The 15,696-nt window shown below is 73.3% G+C and carries 15 protein-coding genes; 11 read left to right on the top strand and 4 right to left on the bottom strand.

What is annotated here, in order from left to right; all coding sequences use genetic code 11:
• The first annotated feature begins 170 nt into the window (after window positions 1-170).
• The 3 genes from xseA (at window position 171) to IF23_RS0126665 (ending at window position 2,589) form a co-directional block, all read left to right on the top strand.
• Window positions 171-1,418 carry an exodeoxyribonuclease VII large subunit gene (gene xseA / locus IF23_RS0126675; RefSeq protein WP_030288021.1) on the top strand — a complete coding sequence of 416 codons (1,248 nt, stop codon included), beginning with the start codon at window positions 171-173 and terminating at the stop codon, window positions 1,416-1,418.
• A 10-nt stretch (window positions 1,419-1,428) separates the two neighbouring features.
• On the top strand, window positions 1,429-1,737 hold the full coding sequence (locus IF23_RS0126670; RefSeq protein ID WP_030288019.1) for an exodeoxyribonuclease VII small subunit: 309 nt from the start codon (window positions 1,429-1,431) through the stop codon (window positions 1,735-1,737).
• 258 nt (window positions 1,738-1,995) lie between these two features.
• Complete coding sequence (locus IF23_RS0126665) at window positions 1,996-2,589, top strand: malonic semialdehyde reductase (RefSeq protein WP_030288018.1); 594 nt, start codon at window positions 1,996-1,998, stop codon at window positions 2,587-2,589.
• 99 nt (window positions 2,590-2,688) lie between these two features.
• Here the strand turns inward: IF23_RS0126665 and IF23_RS0126660 are convergent, their stop codons facing one another.
• Window positions 2,689-3,225, bottom strand: a complete 537-nt coding sequence (locus IF23_RS0126660) for a DUF4245 domain-containing protein (RefSeq protein ID WP_030288016.1) — start codon at window positions 3,223-3,225, stop codon at window positions 2,689-2,691.
• 203 nt (window positions 3,226-3,428) lie between these two features.
• On the opposite strand from IF23_RS0126660, the gene glpX reads away from it, so the two are divergent.
• On the top strand, window positions 3,429-4,460 hold the full coding sequence (gene glpX, locus IF23_RS0126655) for a class II fructose-bisphosphatase (protein WP_030288014.1): 1,032 nt from the start codon (window positions 3,429-3,431) through the stop codon (window positions 4,458-4,460).
• A gap of 86 nt (window positions 4,461-4,546) precedes the next feature.
• On the opposite strand, the gene IF23_RS0126650 is transcribed toward glpX, so the two are convergent.
• Together IF23_RS0126650 and IF23_RS31635 are read right to left on the bottom strand one after the other, a co-directional pair.
• The gene (locus IF23_RS0126650; RefSeq protein ID WP_030288011.1) at window positions 4,547-4,906 is read right to left on the bottom strand and encodes a WhiB family transcriptional regulator; all 360 of its coding nucleotides are present in this window, start codon (window positions 4,904-4,906) and stop codon (window positions 4,547-4,549) included.
• 285 nt (window positions 4,907-5,191) lie between these two features.
• Window positions 5,192-6,010 carry a DUF1707 SHOCT-like domain-containing protein gene (locus tag IF23_RS31635; protein ID WP_078654283.1) on the bottom strand — a complete coding sequence of 273 codons (819 nt, stop codon included), beginning with the start codon at window positions 6,008-6,010 and terminating at the stop codon, window positions 5,192-5,194.
• A gap of 283 nt (window positions 6,011-6,293) precedes the next feature.
• Between IF23_RS31635 and IF23_RS0126640 the strand changes: the two genes are divergently transcribed.
• The 3 genes from IF23_RS0126640 to IF23_RS0126630 all read left to right on the top strand — a co-directional run bounded on the left by IF23_RS0126640 (window position 6,294) and on the right by IF23_RS0126630 (window position 9,969).
• Complete coding sequence (locus IF23_RS0126640; RefSeq protein WP_030288007.1) at window positions 6,294-7,991, top strand: fumarate hydratase; 1,698 nt, start codon at window positions 6,294-6,296, stop codon at window positions 7,989-7,991.
• Between the two features lie 695 nt (window positions 7,992-8,686).
• Window positions 8,687-9,331: a hypothetical protein gene (locus IF23_RS0126635; RefSeq protein ID WP_030288005.1), complete on the top strand. Its 645-nt coding sequence runs from the start codon at window positions 8,687-8,689 to the stop codon at window positions 9,329-9,331.
• Entirely contained in the window at window positions 9,328-9,969 is a 642-nt protein-coding gene (locus IF23_RS0126630) for a hypothetical protein (protein WP_030288003.1), read from the top strand. Before IF23_RS0126635 ends, IF23_RS0126630 begins: the two co-directional genes overlap by 4 nt.
• 76 nt (window positions 9,970-10,045) lie before the next feature.
• Here the strand turns inward: IF23_RS0126630 and IF23_RS35690 are convergent, their stop codons facing one another.
• The gene (locus tag IF23_RS35690; RefSeq protein ID WP_370443954.1) at window positions 10,046-10,123 is read right to left on the bottom strand and encodes a 50S ribosomal protein bL37; all 78 of its coding nucleotides are present in this window, start codon (window positions 10,121-10,123) and stop codon (window positions 10,046-10,048) included.
• A gap of 223 nt (window positions 10,124-10,346) precedes the next feature.
• Between IF23_RS35690 and IF23_RS0126625 the strand changes: the two genes are divergently transcribed.
• The 4 genes from IF23_RS0126625 (at window position 10,347) to IF23_RS0126610 (ending at window position 15,659) form a co-directional block, all read left to right on the top strand.
• Window positions 10,347-11,972, top strand: coding sequence for an APC family permease (locus tag IF23_RS0126625; RefSeq protein ID WP_245655119.1), 1,626 nt, complete (start codon window positions 10,347-10,349; stop codon window positions 11,970-11,972).
• On the top strand, window positions 11,969-12,991 hold the full coding sequence (locus IF23_RS0126620; protein WP_030287999.1) for an acetamidase/formamidase family protein: 1,023 nt from the start codon (window positions 11,969-11,971) through the stop codon (window positions 12,989-12,991). The genes IF23_RS0126625 and IF23_RS0126620 overlap by 4 nt, the downstream gene beginning before the upstream one ends.
• A 167-nt stretch (window positions 12,992-13,158) precedes the next feature.
• Window positions 13,159-14,094, top strand: coding sequence for a hydroxymethylbilane synthase (hemC, locus tag IF23_RS0126615; protein ID WP_030287997.1), 936 nt, complete (start codon window positions 13,159-13,161; stop codon window positions 14,092-14,094).
• Between the two features lie 143 nt (window positions 14,095-14,237).
• Window positions 14,238-15,659, top strand: a complete 1,422-nt coding sequence (locus IF23_RS0126610; RefSeq protein WP_281180015.1) for a class II fumarate hydratase — start codon at window positions 14,238-14,240, stop codon at window positions 15,657-15,659.
• The last annotated feature ends 37 nt before the right edge of the window (window positions 15,660-15,696 follow it).

Below are 15,696 nucleotides of genomic sequence, written 5' to 3'. Positions count from 1 at the left end.
GGGCGCGGGGCGCGCCGCCGGGCGCCGGGCCGGGCGCCGCCGCCGGGTGGGGCTCCGGTGCGGGTGGCCAGGTTCCGGTGCGGGGCCGGGCGCCGCCGCAGGGTGGGGCGCCGGGCCGGTCCGCCGCCGGACCCCCGCCGTTGTCACCGGTCGCCGATACTCTCGCCCGTATGGCTCTCTCCACGTCTCCCGAAGCGCCGATCCCGGTCGGACAGGTGTCGCGGCTGATCGGCGGGTGGATCGACCGGCTCGGCGCCGTCTGGGTCGAGGGGCAGATCACCCAGCTGTCGCGGCGGCCGGGCGCCGGAGTGGTGTTCCTGACGCTGCGCGACCCCTCGCACGACATCTCGCTGAGCGTGACGTGCTACCGCCGGGTCTTCGACCAGGTGGCGGATGTGGTCAGCGAGGGCGCCCGGGTCGTGGTGCACGCCAAGCCGGAGTGGTACGCGCCGCGCGGCCAGCTGTCGCTGCGCGCCGCGGAGATCAAGCCGGTCGGGGTGGGCGAGCTGCTCGCCCGGCTGGAGCAGCTGAAGAAGTCCCTGGCGGCCGAGGGCCTGTTCTCCCTGGACCGCAAGAGGCCGCTGCCGTTCCTGCCGCAGCTGATCGGCCTGGTCTGCGGCCGGGCCAGCGCCGCCGAGCGGGACGTACTGGAGAACGCCCGGCACCGTTGGCCCGCCGTCCGCTTCGAGGTGCGCAACGTCCCCGTCCAGGGGGCGCGCGCGGTGCCCGAGGTCATCGAGGCGGTGCGGGAGCTGGACGCGCTGCCCGAGGTGGACGTCATCATCGTGGCGCGCGGCGGCGGCAGCGTGGAGGATCTGCTGCCGTTCTCCGACGAGCGGCTGGTGCGGACGGTCGGCGAGGCCCGCACCCCGGTCGTCTCCGCGATCGGCCACGAACCGGACACCCCGCTGCTCGACCTCGTCGCCGACCTGCGGGCCTCCACCCCGACCGACGCGGCGAAGAAGGTCGTCCCGGACGTCGGCGAGGAGCTGACGCGGGTGCGGCAGCTGCGCGAGCGGGCGCTGCGCGCGGTCGGCGGTTTCCTGGAGCGGGAGGAGCGGGGGCTCGCGGCGGCGCTGAGCCGCCCGTCGATACGCCATCCGCAGCGGATGGTGACGGAGCGCGCCGAGCAGATCGACGCGCTGCTCGGCCGTGGCCGCCGGACCCTCGGCCATCTGCTGGACCGCGCCGACTCCGAGCTGGCGCACACCCGCGCCCGGGTCGTCGCGCTCTCCCCGAAGGCGACGCTGGAGCGCGGTTACGCCGTCCTCCAGCGCGGCGACGGCACGGCGGTGCGCTCCCCCGCCGAGGTGACCGGCGGCGAGGAGCTGCGCGCACGGGTCTGCGAGGGCGCCTTCGTGGTACGGGTCACCGACGGTACGGACGACGGCAACGGCGCTGTCACACCCAGCGCATAGTCTGGACGGCATGGCGAAGGCGGAGACGGAGACGGACGAGATGGCGGACGCGGAGCACGGTGCGGCCGGTGAGCGGGCCGCCGATCCCGTGGCGCCCGTGGACTCCACCCTCGGCTACGAGCAGGCGCGGGACGAGCTGATCGAGGTCGTCCGCAGCCTGGAGGCCGGGGGCACGACGCTGGAGGAGTCGCTGGCCCTCTGGGAGCGCGGCGAGGAGTTGGCCAAGGTCTGTCGCCGCTGGCTGGACGGCGCCCGCGCCCGCCTGGACGCGGCCCTCGCCGAGTCCGACGCACCCGAGGGGAACGCCGACCGGGGTTGATCCCGGGGCGGCCCGGCTGCCCTCGGGAACGCCGGGCCCGCGCCCGGCGGCGGAGCCACACCCGGCGGCGGAGCCGCAGCGGTCGGCGCCGCCCGCTGCGCGGCGCCCCGTACCCCGCACCGTGAGCCCCACCGTGAGCCCCCTCACACCCCTCGGGTTTTAGTTGAAGATTAATCTAATTCGGCTACAGTGGAGCACCTAGACACACCGGATCGGCAGCCCCGACCCTCCCCCTATCTGACTCACCGAGGTGCTTCCATGTCTCTCGCCCTTGACGCCGCCGCTCAGGACCTCCTCTTCCGCGAGGCCCAGACCGCCAACACGTTCACGGACGAGCCGGTGACGGACGAGCAGGTCCAGGCCATCTACAACCTGGTGAAGTTCGCCCCGACCGCCTTCAACCAGTCGCCGCTGCGCCTCACGCTGGTCCGCTCCGAGGACGCCCGTAAGCGCCTGGTCGCCCACGCCATGGGCGCCAACGGCCCGAAGACGCTGGCCGCGCCGCTGACCGCGATCCTCTCCGTGGACCTCGACTTCCACGAGAAGCTGCCGCAGCTCTTCCCGCACGCCCCGGGCGTCAAGGACACCTTCTTCTCCGAGGCGGCCGTCCGCGAGGTCGCGGGCACCCAGAACGCCACGCTGCAGGCCGGTTACTTCATCCTCGGCATCCGCGCCGCCGGTCTGGCCGCCGGCCCGATGACCGGCTTCGACTTCGCCGCCGTCGACAAGGAGTTCTTCGGCGACGGCAAGCAGAAGTCCTTCCTCGTCATCAACTTCGGCAAGCCGGGCCCGGACGCCTTCTTCCCCCGCTCGCCGCGCCTGGAGTACACCGAGGCCGTCACCACGATCTGAGCCCGGACGGCCGCCGCACCGGCGCCCCCGGCACGCGAAAGGCCGCCGCTCCCCCCAGGGGTGCGGCGGCCTTCACCGTCTCCGCGGACGCGGGCCCGGTCAGCCCTTCTTCGCCACCAGGGCCGCGGCCAGCTCGGCGAGGCGGCCGTACGGTGCGGTGCCGGTGACCACCGTGGTCACATCGGCCTCCTTGCGCACCAGCGCGTTGTACTTCTCGCCCTTGTAGCGTTCCCACTTCTTGCTGCCGACGGCCTGCTCGCCCTTGGCGCGCTCGGCGCCGAGCGTGACGTCCTTGATGAACTGGTCCGCGGGCGCGTCGCTCTGCTCCACCGCCGCGTACTGCTGCTCCGGGTCGAGCATCCCCAGATGCCAGGCGCCGCCCTTGCCGTCGTCGCTCGCGCGGTACGACACGGAGGTGGCGCGCCAGGTCTTCGGCAACCCCTCCGGCGCGGCGACCGGGTACGGCGCCGCCCGGCGGGCCGTGATGACCTCGACGCGGGTGTCGACGGCCTTGACCGCGTTCTGCTCCGCGGTGCCGCTGTCGTCGTGCGGGATGAAGATGTAGATCGCCGCGACGAGCACGCCGATCACCGCCAGCGACAGGACCATGTCCCGTACCGTTTGTCTGCCTCGCATTCCAGCCACGCCCCTATGGTCCCCCATGACCCGGACGATCAGGACACGGCCCCCGGGGCGCCGCGGCGCCGCCCCGGATGCGGCCTGTCACCGCCGGTCGCCGCTCCGCTCATGCGAAGGGCCGCCTGCTCACTTTCGCGGCGTGACGATAAAATCGGAACACCCTCAGACCTGCGGCAGTAGCCGTACAGAAAGGTGCGCTCGTGTCCGAGCATCAGCTCCCGTCCCCCCTAGAGGTCAGCCCCGAGGCCCCCGACCGCAACCTCGCCCTGGAGTTGGTCCGGGTCACCGAGGCCGGCGCCATGGCGTCGGGCCGGTGGGTCGGGCGCGGTGACAAGAACGGCGCCGACGGTGCGGCGGTCAAGGCGATGCGCGCCCTGATCCACACCGTGTCGATGGACGGCGTGGTCGTCATCGGCGAGGGCGAGAAGGACAACGCCCCGATGCTCTACAACGGTGAGCGCGTCGGCGACGGCACCGGCCCCGAGTGCGATGTGGCCGTCGACCCGGTGGACGGCACCACGCTGACCGCCAAGGGCATGGCCAACGCCGTCTCCGTGATGGCCGTGGCCGAGCGCGGCTCCATGTTCGACCCGTCCGCGGTCTTCTACATGGACAAGCTCGCCACCGGCCCCGAGGCCGCCGACTTCGTCGACATCAACGCGCCGGTCGCGGTGAACATCAAGCGCATCGCCAAGGCCAAGCGCTCCGCCGTTGAGGACGTCACCGTCGTCATCCTGGACCGGCCGCGCCACGACGACCTGGTCAAGGAGGTCCGGGAGGCCGGCGCCCGCATCAAGTTCATCGCGGACGGCGACGTCGCCGGTGCGATCATGGCCGCCCGCGAGGGCACCGGCGTCGACCTGCTGCTCGGCATCGGCGGCACCCCCGAGGGCATCATCGCCGCCTGCGCGCTGAAGTGCATGGGCGGCTCCTTCCAGGGCAAGCTGTGGCCCAAGGACGACGCGGAGCGCCGACGCGCCCTCGACGCCGGGCACGACCTGGACAAGGTCCTGGCCATCGACGACCTCGTCAAGGGCGACAACGTCTTCTTCGTCGCCACCGGCATCACCGACGGCGAGCTGCTGCGCGGTGTCCGCTACCGCGCGGACACCGCCTTCACCCAGTCCCTGGTGATGCGGTCGAAGTCCGGCACGATCCGCCAGATCGACTCGCAGCACCGGCTGTCGAAGCTGCGCGCGTACAGCACGGTGGACTTCGAGCGCCCCAGCTGACCGACGCGACGGGCGGCGCACCGCGTGCGTCCCGGCGGGAGCCGTATTTCCGGCCGCTCCGGGACGCGCGCCGTGCCGTCCGGGTGTCAGCCCGCGGCCGGCATCCGGGTCTGGCGCGGGATGTCGGCCTCGCGGCGGCGGCGCCGGGTGAGGACGACGCGGCGCTCGGCGGCGGTCAGCCCGCCCCAGACGCCGTACGGCTCGGGCTGGAGCAGGGCGTGCTCGCGGCATTCGAGCATCACCGGACAGCGGGCACAGACCCGCTTCGCCGCCTCCTCGCGCGCCAGCCGGGCGGCGGTGGGTTCCTTGGACGGGGCGAAGAAGAGTCCGGCCTCGTCCCGGCGGCAGGCGGCCTCGGCATGCCAGGGGCCTGCCTCGTCACGTGAGGGGACTCGCTGGGACGGAACGGCAGCGGCGGCCTGCAGGGGCTGTTGCGGTAGCAGCACGGTCTACTCCTGACGAAGGCTTCGGCGAAGTGGGCGGCACCCTGGTCCGTCCCTCTGCGCACGGCACTTCGCAGCCCGCCGCCGTACGAGAGACGATGCCCCCAGCCCTACCCGCTGTACCCGCGCTTATGCACACCGTGGTGATCGGGAAGGGGGCCCGGAGCGCCGTCGTACGCCGGTCCGGGAGCCGTCGTACGCGGGCGGCCCGGACCGCCCGGCGGGCGCCGCCGGGACGGGCCCGCGCCGCGCCGTGCCGGGCCTCCCGGGCCCGCGCCCGGTCCCTCGTCAGTCGTCCTTGCGGAAGCGGTCGTGGCGGTCGTACCGCTCCGCGCGGCGGGCGGCGTGGCGGTCGCGGCGGTCCTCGCGGAGCTGGTCGCGCAGCTGCTGGCGGTCGTCGCGCAGCTTGCCTATGAGGTCGCGGACCCAGGCGCCGCGCTTGGGCCTCGCCTCCACGCTGCCCAGCACGGCGTAGCCGTTGACCTGGACGACCGGGGCGTCCGGCTCGACCGCGTCGTTGGTCGCCACCTCGAAGGAGCCCAGCACTCCGGAGCCGCTGCTGCGCAGGGTGAGATTCTCCGGGACGCGGATCTCGACGCTGCCGAAGATCGCGGTGACGTTGATCAGCACCTGCTGCTGCGGGAAGAGCGCCTCGGTCAGGTCGATCTCCACGCTGCCGAAGATCGCCACGGCGTTGATCCGCCCCGGCACCCGCCAGCGGCCCTTGCGCGTCGAGGCGCTGAAGACCGCGACCAGGCTCTGGTCCGGCACCGGCCCGGCATGCGCCTCGGCGGCGGTCCGCGGGGACGCCGTACGGCCCGGTGCGGGCAGGTCGCGCACCATCGGCTCCAGCTCGCCCAGCGTCTTGGCGCGGTAGACCGCGTCGATCCGCTCGGCGTGCTCCTCGGCGTCCAGCCGTCCCTCGGCCAGCGCCTCGCGGAGGATCTCGGCGATCCGGTCGCGGTCCGCGTCCGACGCCCGGAGGTCCGCCTCGGCGACGGGCTTGGTCATATCGACCGGCCGCCGCTCCTGAGGCGCGGGCTGCCGACCGCTGTCGCGCGGTCCGGCGGGGGTCGCGGGGTCGGTCCCCCGGTTCTCTGCATCCACGCGCCCAACATACCCAAACGCGATACATCGCGAACAGGGATTCGAGGCATCAGGTCGCCCCGGCAGCAAACTTCCGGGGTGCGTCAGGGTCGGTCTCCGGGATGTCTCGGGGTGGCTCTCAGGGGTGCGTCAGGGGCGGCCCCGGAGGCGCGATGCCGCGGCCCGCACGCCCTCGCGGGTAACTGAGCCTTACCTCACAGCCGTCGCGCCGCGCCAGGGTTCTACGCTGGTCGGTGCTGCCGCAGATGCCGGCGAACCCCCTGTCGAGTGAGGAATGGCCCCCATGCCCCCCGTCTCCCGCCCCTCCGGCCCCGCATTCGCCTACACCGACCTGCTTCCCGTAGGCGCGGACACCACCCGGTACCGCCTGGTCACGTCGGAGGGCGTGAGCACCTTCGAGGCGGACGGCCGTACGTTCCTCAAGGTCGAGCCGGAGGCGCTGCGCAAGCTGGCGGCCGAGGCGATGCACGACATCGCCCACTACCTGCGCCCCACGCACCTCGCGCAGCTCCGCAAGATCCTCGACGACCCGGAGGCCAGCGCCAACGACCGGTTCGTCGCGCTGGACCTGCTGAAGAACGCCAACATCGCGGCGGCGGGCGTCCTCCCGATGTGCCAGGACACCGGCACCGCCATCGTCATGGGCAAGCGCGGCCAGCAGGTGCTCACCGAGGGCGGCGACGAGGAGGCCCTCTCGCGCGGCATCTTCGACGCGTACACCCAGCTCAACCTGCGGTACTCGCAGATGGCCCCGCTGACCATGTGGGACGAGAAGAACACCGGCTCCAACCTCCCGGCGCAGATCGAGCTGTACGCGAACGACGGCGACGCCTACAAGTTCCTCTTCATGGCGAAGGGCGGCGGCAGCGCCAACAAGTCGTTCCTCTTCCAGGAGACCAAGGCGGTCCTCAACGAGACCTCCATGATGAAGTTCCTGGAGCAGAAGATCCGTTCGCTGGGTACGGCCGCCTGCCCGCCGTACCACCTGGCGATCGTCGTCGGCGGCACCTCCGCCGAGTACGCGCTGAAGACCGCCAAGTACGCCTCCGCGCACTACCTCGACGAGCTGCCCGCCGAGGGCTCGCCGACCGGCCACGGCTTCCGGGACAAGGAGCTGGAGGAGAAGGTCTTCGAGCTGACGCAGAAGATCGGCATCGGCGCGCAGTTCGGCGGCAAGTACTTCTGCCACGACGTGCGCGTGGTGCGGCTGCCGCGGCACGGCGCGTCCTGCCCGGTGGCCATCGCGGTGTCCTGCTCCGCGGACCGGCAGGCGGTCGCGAAGATCACCGCCGAGGGTGTCTTCCTGGAGGAGCTGGAGAGGGACCCGGCGCGCTTCCTCCCGGAGACCACCGAGGAGGAGCTGACCGAGGGCGCGGGTCCGGACCTCGACGCGGTGAAGGTCGACCTGAACCGCCCGATGGACGAGATGCTCGCCGAGCTGACCAAGCACCCGGTGAAGACCCGGCTCTCGCTCACCGGCACGCTGGTCGTCGCCCGTGACATCGCCCACGCGAAGATCAAGGAGCGGCTGGACGCCGGTGAGGAGATGCCGGAGTACCTGAAGAACCACCCGGTGTACTACGCCGGTCCGGCCAAGACGCCCGAGGGCTTCGCCTCCGGTTCGTTCGGTCCGACGACCGCGGGCCGGATGGACGCGTACGTCGAGCAGTTCCAGGCGGCCGGTGGTTCGAAGATCATGCTGGCCAAGGGCAACCGCTCCCAGCAGGTCACCGACGCCTGCGCGGCGCACGGCGGCTTCTACCTCGGCTCCATCGGCGGCCCGGCGGCCCGTCTCGCCCAGGACTGCATCAAGAAGGTCGAGGTCCTGGAGTACGAGGAGCTGGGCATGGAGGCGGTCTGGCGGATCGAGGTCGAGGACTTCCCCGCCTTCATCGTCGTCGACGACAAGGGCAACGACTTCTTCCAGGACCCGGCGCCCGCGCCGACGTTCACCAGCATCCCGGTGCGTCAGGGCGCCTAGTACGCCGGGGGCGTGCGCGGACACCGCGTGCGCCCCGCACCACCCTGGGCACGCCCCTCGGATCCGGCCGTCACCCCGCACGGGGTGGCGGCCGGATCCGTTCCGCCGGCATTTTCCCCGGCGCCCGATTCCGGCGAATTCCCGGCAATCGTAAGGGAGTTGTGTGCAACGGATCCGCACGGCCGCGCGATATCGCCGTGTTAGCCTCGGGTGGATTTATCGGCCGGGAATGCCGGTCGCTGCGCGGTTCGTCGTACGGGAGTCATCGATGCACCGGTCCGATTCCAGGGATTTCACGGTCGGCGGCGGGCAGCCGCGGCTGCCGAGAAATCGCACCGAGCGCCGGATGCACCGGCTCGGCGCGGCCTTTCCGCCCGCTCCCTGAACCCCGCGGCCGAAGCCGCCCGTCCACGGCCCTGACCGGGCCCGTACGGCGTGCGGAACGCTCCGGCCCCGCCTCCCCCGCGGTGCCCCTTTCCCGCGCCCGGTCCGCCTTTCCGTAAAACCTCCGGCGGTGCCGACGGCACGGCGGACGCGGCGCCGCGGAGAAGTCCCTTCATCTCACCGGTATCCCTCTTCCCGGCGTCGGCTTCCGGCCGGTGCTGCCGTACGGGCGGTCCTCGTGGGCCGTTTCCGGAGGGTTACGCGGCAGTAATTCCCCGACAGTCGGCAGTCCAGCGATCATGGTGATTCGAATGAGTGCGATAGGCGTCGCCTTCGAGATTCCGTCGGTCTTCCGGGAGGTCGTTCCCGGGCTCTCCACCGCACAGGCGGAGGCCGAGGTGAGAGCGCGTCTGGAGGACGACCACGGGGTCTGCCCGCCGCCCGGCCGGATCGCCCCGCTCACCGCGGCGTACGAGCGGACCTCGGCGCTGCTCGCCACCACAGACCTCCGCTACGCCGCCACCTGCTTCCGCCACTTCCACGGCGCCTGGTCGGTGGGGACGCTGACGCTCGGGCTCTCCCCGCTCACCTACCGGGACACCGCCGCCGCCCTCGCGGGCATCGGCACCGTCCTCGCCGAACACGGCTCCGGTACGGACGCCCGCACCCTGGAACTGCCCTGCGGCACGGCGGCGTTCACCGTACGGCGGCCGGAACCCCCGCGCGGGTCCGGCGGCGCCCCGGGGCCGTCCGCCGCGACGGCCCAACTCCAGGTGTTCATCCCCGTGCCGCCGGACGCCGTCCCCGGGGCGCAGGCGCTGGCCACGGTGGTGTTCAGCGCACCGGGCGCCGACCCGTGGGCGGAACACTGCGCGCTGGTGCTGCCGTTCCTGCGGAGCCTGCGGTTCGTACCGGAGGAGGTGCGGGCGGGGGCCGGGTGGGAGGATGCGGCATGACCCTTCTGATCGCCCTGGCCGTCGTCCTCCTCGCGTTCGGCGCCTCGGTCGCCGTCGCGGTCTCCGGCTGGAGCGACCTCGTGGGCACCAGGTCCCGGCAGCGCAGCCGCCGGGAGGAGATCCTCCGCTCCTTCGACGGGCGCCCTGAGGTCAAGGTGCGGGCCACCGGCGCGGGCATGACCCCCGAGGAGACGGCGCTCCTCGGCCACCGGCACGGCTATGTCGTCATCCGGTGGCAGACGCGGCGGGGCGCACCGCCGTACCTGGTGATGCGGCGCGCCACGGGCCCCGCACCGGCGGTCGGCTTCGGCCCGCCGCCGCCCGCCGGTCGGCTGACGAAGGCGCCGAACCCGGAAGGGCGTTCACGGCAGCGCTGGGCTCTGCTGATGCCGGGTCTGGGCAGCGGGTACGCGGCGTTCGACAGTTTCCGCTCGGGCGGTTCCGTGGTCCTCCCGGGCACCGTCGCGGTCGTCTTCCTCGGGGGTGCGGCGGCCCTGACGCTCCACTACGCCCGGTCGGACAGGCGGCGGGCGGCCGTCCCGCCGCCGGGCGTTCCCACGGGCCCGCAGACGCCGCCGTACGGCCCGCAGCCGCCGCGGGCGCCGTACGCGCCGCCGGGCGCACCACCCGGCGCGTAGGAGCCCGCACACGCCGATGCCCCGCCCTCTCAACAGAGGCGCGGGGCATCGGCGTTGCCGGGATGGAGCCGACGGTTCAGGACTGGGGCCTGCTGCCGTGGTTGGCTCCGTTCTTGCGGCGTGCCTTCTTCTTGCGGCGTCGCTTCGAGGACATGCGCTTCTCCCTTCACCGAGGTGCTTTCGACGAGATTCCACCCTTGCACACCGGGGGCCCGCGGCGCGATTTCGCCCGTCGGCGCAGGTCCCGGGGCGCCTGCCGGGTCCGCCGGCGTGCCCCGGGGAGCACCGGCAACGCTGACCGTATGGCCCCTTCCGTCACCGGAGCGGGCCTCCCTACGCTGCGGGGGTCCGTAACGTCATGAGGTGCGGGAGCGGCCGTGGCACAGCTGGGACACACGGGACGGCAGGGGACGGGCGGGGGCGGTCCGGGGCTGCGGCGGGACGCCGTGGGGCTGCGGGAGGTGCTGTTCCAGAGCGTGACGTCGATGGCTCCGGCCGCCGCCGTCGCGGTGTCGATCCCGGCGGGGGCGGCGTACGCGGGCGGCGCGCTGCCGCTGTCGGTGCTGATCGCCCTGGTCGCCTGCCTGTTCACCGCCTCGTCCGTCGCGGAGCTGGCGCGGCAGCTGCCGTCGGCCGGTTCGGTGGCGACGTACAGCGCCCAGGGGCTGCACCCCGTCGTCGGGTTCCTGGTGGCGTGGACGTATCTGCTGGTCGAGGCGCTCGTACCGGGGTTGCTGCTGCTCCAGTTGGGGTTCACGGTCGCGGACACGCTGCACCAGGAGTGGCCCGGTTATCCGGCGGGCCTGTGGTGGCCGTGGGCGGTCGCGGGGGCGGTGCTCATCGTGGCGACGGGGTTCTACGGGATAAGGGCGTCGGCGCGGTTCGGCACCGTGCTCGGCGTGTTCGAGGTGCTGGTCTTCGTGGTGCTCGCGGTGCTGCTGATCGCGGCGGCCGGGCGGCACAACACCCTGACGGTGTTCGGCACCTCGCACACCCCGCCGGACCATCCGGGGCTCTCCGGGGTCATCGCGGGGTCGGTCTACACGGTGCTGGCGTTCGCCGGGTTCGAGGCGGCGGCGCCGCTGGCCGAGGAGACCCGCGATCCGCGCCGTACGGTGCGCCGCGCGGTCCTCGGGGCGGCGCTCTCCGTCGGGCTGCTGTTCGTCCTCACGACGTATGCGATCACGGTGTACTTCGGGCCGGACGCGTTCGCCTCCTTCGGGCCGTCCGGGGCGGCGTCCTGGGACGGGGTGGCCCGCGCCTCCTACGGGATCTTCTGGGTGCTGATCTTCCTGGCGGTGGTCAACTCCACGGTCGCCAACGCCAATGCGGCCACCAACGCCTCGACCCGGACCGCCTTCGCGCTGGGCCGGGACGGGCTCTTCCCGCGGGCCTTCGCCCGGCTCCACCCGGTGCACCGCTCGCCCGTGGTGGGGCTGGCGGCGCAGTTCGTGATCGCGCTGGGCACGGCGCTGCTCCTGGGGGCGGCGTACGGCCCGCGGACCGCGTTCCTGCTGCTGGCGACGGTGGTGGTGGTCGCGATCATCGCGGTCTACCTGCTGACCAACGCCGCCTGCGCGGGGTACTTCCTGCGCCGTCACCGTGCCGCGTTCCGCCCGGTGCGCCATCTGCTGCTCCCGCTGCTGGGCATCGCCGCGTTCACCCCGGCGCTGCTCACCGCCGCCGGGATCCCGGCGTTCCCGTTCGTCGAGAAGCTGACCCCGCCGGTCTCGTACGCGGGGGCGGTGGTGGCCGGTTGGACGGCCGTGGGGCTCGTGGTGGTCGCGGTGGTGCGGCACCGGCGGCCGGACGCGCTGGCGACGGCCGGACTCGTCGGGATCGAGGGGGCGGAGGCGGACGCGGCGGGCGCGTCCGGTCCGGTGGCGCGCCCCGGCGCGACCGCACCCACCGCACGCCCCGGCGCGTCCGGGCCCGCCGTACGCCCCGACGCGGCGCGGCCCGCCGTCCCGTCCGATCCACCCCACGATGAGGAGTCCCGATGACCGACCCCGCCGACACCCCGCGGGTGCTCACCGTCCGACCCACCGCGCAGGAGTACGCCTGGACGTTCGGCGGGGCGGCGCCCGTCGCGCGGATCGCGCCCGGCACCGTCCTTGACGTGCACACCGAGGACTGCTTCGGCGGCCGGGTGCGCACCGCCGACGACCTGGTCTCGCGGGTCTGCGAGTTCCCCTACGTCAATCCGCAGACCGGGCCCTTCCACGTCGAGGGCGCCGAGCCCGGGGACACCCTCGCGGTGCACTTCGTCTCCGTCGAGCCGCGGCGGGACTGGGCGGCGTCGACGACCGTGCCGCTCTTCGGGGCGCTGACCGCGACGCACGCCACCGCCGCGCTGCACCCGCCGCTCCCGGAGGCGGTGTGGATCTGGGAGCTGGACCGGGAGCGGCGGCTGTGCCGCTTCACCGCCCGGGACAGCGACCACACGCTGACGCTCCCCATGGAGCCGATGCACGGCACGGTCGGGGTGGCCCCGGCCAACCTGGAGGCCCGGTCCGCGCTCGTCCCGGACGCGCACGGCGGCAACATGGACACCCCGGAGATGCGCGCCGGTGTCACCTGCTACCTCGGGGTGAACGTCGAGGGCGCGCTGTTCAGCCTGGGGGACGGGCACGCGCGCCAGGGCGAGGGCGAGACCTGCGGGGTCGCCGTGGAGACGGCGATGCACACGGTGGTGATCGTGGAGCTGCTGAAGGGCGTCGCGACGCCCTGGCCGCGGATCGAGTCCGACACCCATCTGATCTCGACCGGTTCGGCGCGCCCCCTGGAGGACGCCTTCCGCATCTCGCAGCTGGACCTGGTGCAGTGGCTGGCGCGGGACTTCGGGCTGAGCGAGCTAGACGCGTACCAGTTCGTGACGCAGGCGGTGGAGTCGCCGCTGGCCAACGTCTGCGACAGCAACTACACCTGCGTCGCCAAGCTCCGCAAAAAGTGGCTGCCCCCGGCGGAGGTGCACGGCGGGCTGCACGCCGAACTCCGCAGGCGGGCCGCGGCGCTGCGCTGACCACCGGGCGCCACCGGGTGCGACCGGGCGGGCGCGGGCGTGCGGGACCGGCGCGCGGAGGTGTTCCGCGCGCCGGTCGGCGGCGCCCCGGGCGGCGCGGTCCGGCCTCCCCGGAGACACGCCCCGCCCCCGTACGGCGCCCGGGACCGACGGCCTATCGTGGAGCCATGTCCGCCCCTGAGTTGATCCGAATCGTCTCCCGTGACTCGCCGATGGCGCTCGCCCAGGTGGAGCGGGTACGCGCCGAACTTTCCGCGCTCCTTCCGGGGGTGCGCACCGAGGTCGTCCCCGTGAAGACCACCGGCGACAAGTGGCTGGGCGATCTGTCGCTGGTCGAGGGCAAGGGCGCGTTCACCAAGGAGGTCGACGCGGCGCTGCTGGCCGGGGAGGCCGATCTGGCGGTGCACTGCGTCAAGGACGTGCCCGCCGACCGTCCGCTGCCCGCCGGGACGGCGTTCGCCGCGTTCCTCAAGCGGGACGACGTGCGCGACGCCCTCATCCACCCCGGTGGCCTCACCCTGGACGAGCTGCCCGCCGGGACCCGTATCGGCACCTCCTCGGTGCGCCGCCGGGCGCAGCTCGCCGCCTCGCACCCGCATCTGGAGTGCGTCCCGATGCGCGGCAACGCCAACCGCCGGATGGAGAAGCTGGCCGCGGGCGACGCCGACGCGCTGCTGCTCGCGGTCGCCGGTCTGGAGCGCATCGGCCGCCCGGACGTGATCACCGAGGTGCTCTCCACGGACGTGATGTGCCCGCCGATCGGCGCCGGGATCCTGGCGCTCCAGTGCCGCGAGGGCGACACGGAGCTGATCGACGCCATCAGCCCGCTCGGCGACCCGGCGGCCCACCGGGAGGCGACGGCGGAGCGGATGTTCCTCCACGTCCTCCAGGGGCACTGCAACTCCCCGATCGCCGGGTACGCCCGCGCCGGGCGGGGCGGCGATCTGTCGCTGCGGGCGTGTGTGTTCACCCCGGACGGCAAGACGGTGCTCAACGCCCACGAGTGGGCCGGGCGGCTGGACCCGGCGACGCTGGGCACGTCGGTGGCGGTGGCGCTGCTGCGGCAGGGCGCCCGCGAGCTGATCGACGGCATCGCGCACTGAGCCCGGCGTTCACCGCGGCTGTTTCCGGCGCTCCCCGGGGGGCGCCGGAAACGTAGCCCGGCCGGGGCATTACCCGCGGTAACAATCCGTCGCCGGGAACACCGCGGAGCCGCCGGACGCTGTGCCGTTCGGAGGTGGCGAAGGTGAGCGACAGGACGGACCGGCAGGACGGCACGGCGGGCGCGGGGTACCGCGTCGAGCACGACTCCATGGGCGAGGTGCGGGTGCCCGCCCACGCGAAGTGGCGGGCGCAGACCCAGCGGGCGGTGGAGAACTTCCCGATCTCCGGCCGGCGGCTGGAGCGCGCCCACATCGAGGCGCTGGCCCGGATCAAGGCCGCCGCGGCGGAGGTCAACGCCGAGTTGGGGGTCCTCGACCCCGAGGTGGCGCGGGCGGTGGCCGGGGCGGCGGAGGAGGTCGCGGCGGGCCGGTGGGACGACCACTTCCCCATCGACGTCTTCCAGACCGGCTCCGGCACCTCGTCCAACATGAACGCCAACGAGGTCATCGCGACACTGGCGAGCGAGCGGCTGGGCCGGGACGTCCACCCCAACGACGAGGTCAACGCCAGCCAGTCGTCCAACGACGTCTTCCCGTCCTCGCTCCACATCGCGGCGACGGCGGCGGTCACCCGCGAGCTGATCCCGGCACTCGACCACCTCGCGGCGGCCCTGGAGCGCAAGGCGGCGGAGTTCGCCGAGGTGGTGAAGTCCGGGCGGACCCATCTGATGGACGCGACGCCGGTGACGCTCGGGCAGGAGTTCGGCGGGTACGCCGCGCAGGTACGGTACGGCGTCGAGCGGCTGCGCGCCTCGCTCCCCCGGCTCGCCGAACTCCCGCTCGGCGGCACCGCGGTGGGCACCGGTATCAACACCCCGCCCGGGTTCTCCGCCGCGGTGATCGAGCGGGTCGCCCGCGCCACCGGACTGCCGCTCACCGAGGCGCGCAACCACTTCGAGGCGCAGGGCGCGCGCGACGGTGTGGTGGAGATCAGCGGCCAGTTGCGGACCATCGGCGTCGGCCTGACGAAGATCGCCAACGATCTGCGCTGGATGGCCTCCGGGCCGCGCACCGGCCTCGCCGAGATCGCCCTGCCCGACCTCCAGCCCGGCTCCTCGATCATGCCGGGGAAGGTCAACCCGGTGATCCCGGAGGCGGTGCTGATGGTCGCCGCGCAGGTCACCGGCGCCGACGCGACGGTCGCCGCGGCCGGTGCCGCCGGGAACTTCGAGCTGAACGTCATGCTCCCGGTGATCGCCAAGAACGTCCTGGAGTCGATCCGGCTGCTGGCCAACGTCACCCGGCTGCTCGCGGACCGCACCGTCGACGGCATCACCGCCCACGCCGAACGCGCCCGCGAATACGCCGAGTCGTCCCCCTCGGTGGTCACCCCGCTCAACAAGTACCTCGGCTACGAGGAGGCGGCGAGGGTCGCCAAGAAGGCGCTCGCCGAACGGAAGACGATCCGTCAGGTCGTGGACGAGGGCGGCTATGTGGAGCGCGGCATACTGACGACCGCCCAACTCGACGAGGCGCTGGACGTGTTGCGGATGACCCACCCGTGACACCGCGGACGCCCCACGTCAGGGCGTACGCCGGCGC

Source organism: Streptomyces catenulae, from assembly GCF_000718015.1.
Taxonomy (GTDB): Bacteria; Actinomycetota; Actinomycetes; order Streptomycetales; family Streptomycetaceae; genus Streptomyces; species Streptomyces catenulae.
This window is presented reverse-complemented; position numbering and strand designations above follow the sequence as displayed.

What these genes read in the sequence shown, in the direction of transcription:
- xseA (WP_030288021.1), top strand. Translation starts at nt 171, where the DNA reads ATGGCTCTCTCCACGTCTCCCGAAGCGCCGATCCCGGTCGGACAGGTG.
- IF23_RS0126670 (WP_030288019.1), top strand. Translation starts at nt 1,429, where the DNA reads ATGGCGAAGGCGGAGACGGAGACGGACGAGATGGCGGACGCGGAGCAC.
- IF23_RS0126665 (WP_030288018.1), top strand. Translation starts at nt 1,996, where the DNA reads ATGTCTCTCGCCCTTGACGCCGCCGCTCAGGACCTCCTCTTCCGCGAG.
- IF23_RS0126660 (WP_030288016.1), bottom strand. Translation starts at nt 3,225, where the DNA reads ATGCGAGGCAGACAAACGGTACGGGACATGGTCCTGTCGCTGGCGGTG.
- IF23_RS0126640 (WP_030288007.1), top strand. Translation starts at nt 6,294, where the DNA reads ATGCCCCCCGTCTCCCGCCCCTCCGGCCCCGCATTCGCCTACACCGAC.
- IF23_RS0126635 (WP_030288005.1), top strand. Translation starts at nt 8,687, where the DNA reads ATGAGTGCGATAGGCGTCGCCTTCGAGATTCCGTCGGTCTTCCGGGAG.
- IF23_RS0126630 (WP_030288003.1), top strand. Translation starts at nt 9,328, where the DNA reads ATGACCCTTCTGATCGCCCTGGCCGTCGTCCTCCTCGCGTTCGGCGCC.
- IF23_RS35690 (WP_370443954.1), bottom strand. Translation starts at nt 10,123, where the DNA reads ATGTCCTCGAAGCGACGCCGCAAGAAGAAGGCACGCCGCAAGAACGGA.
- IF23_RS0126620 (WP_030287999.1), top strand. Translation starts at nt 11,969, where the DNA reads ATGACCGACCCCGCCGACACCCCGCGGGTGCTCACCGTCCGACCCACC.
- hemC (WP_030287997.1), top strand. Translation starts at nt 13,159, where the DNA reads ATGTCCGCCCCTGAGTTGATCCGAATCGTCTCCCGTGACTCGCCGATG.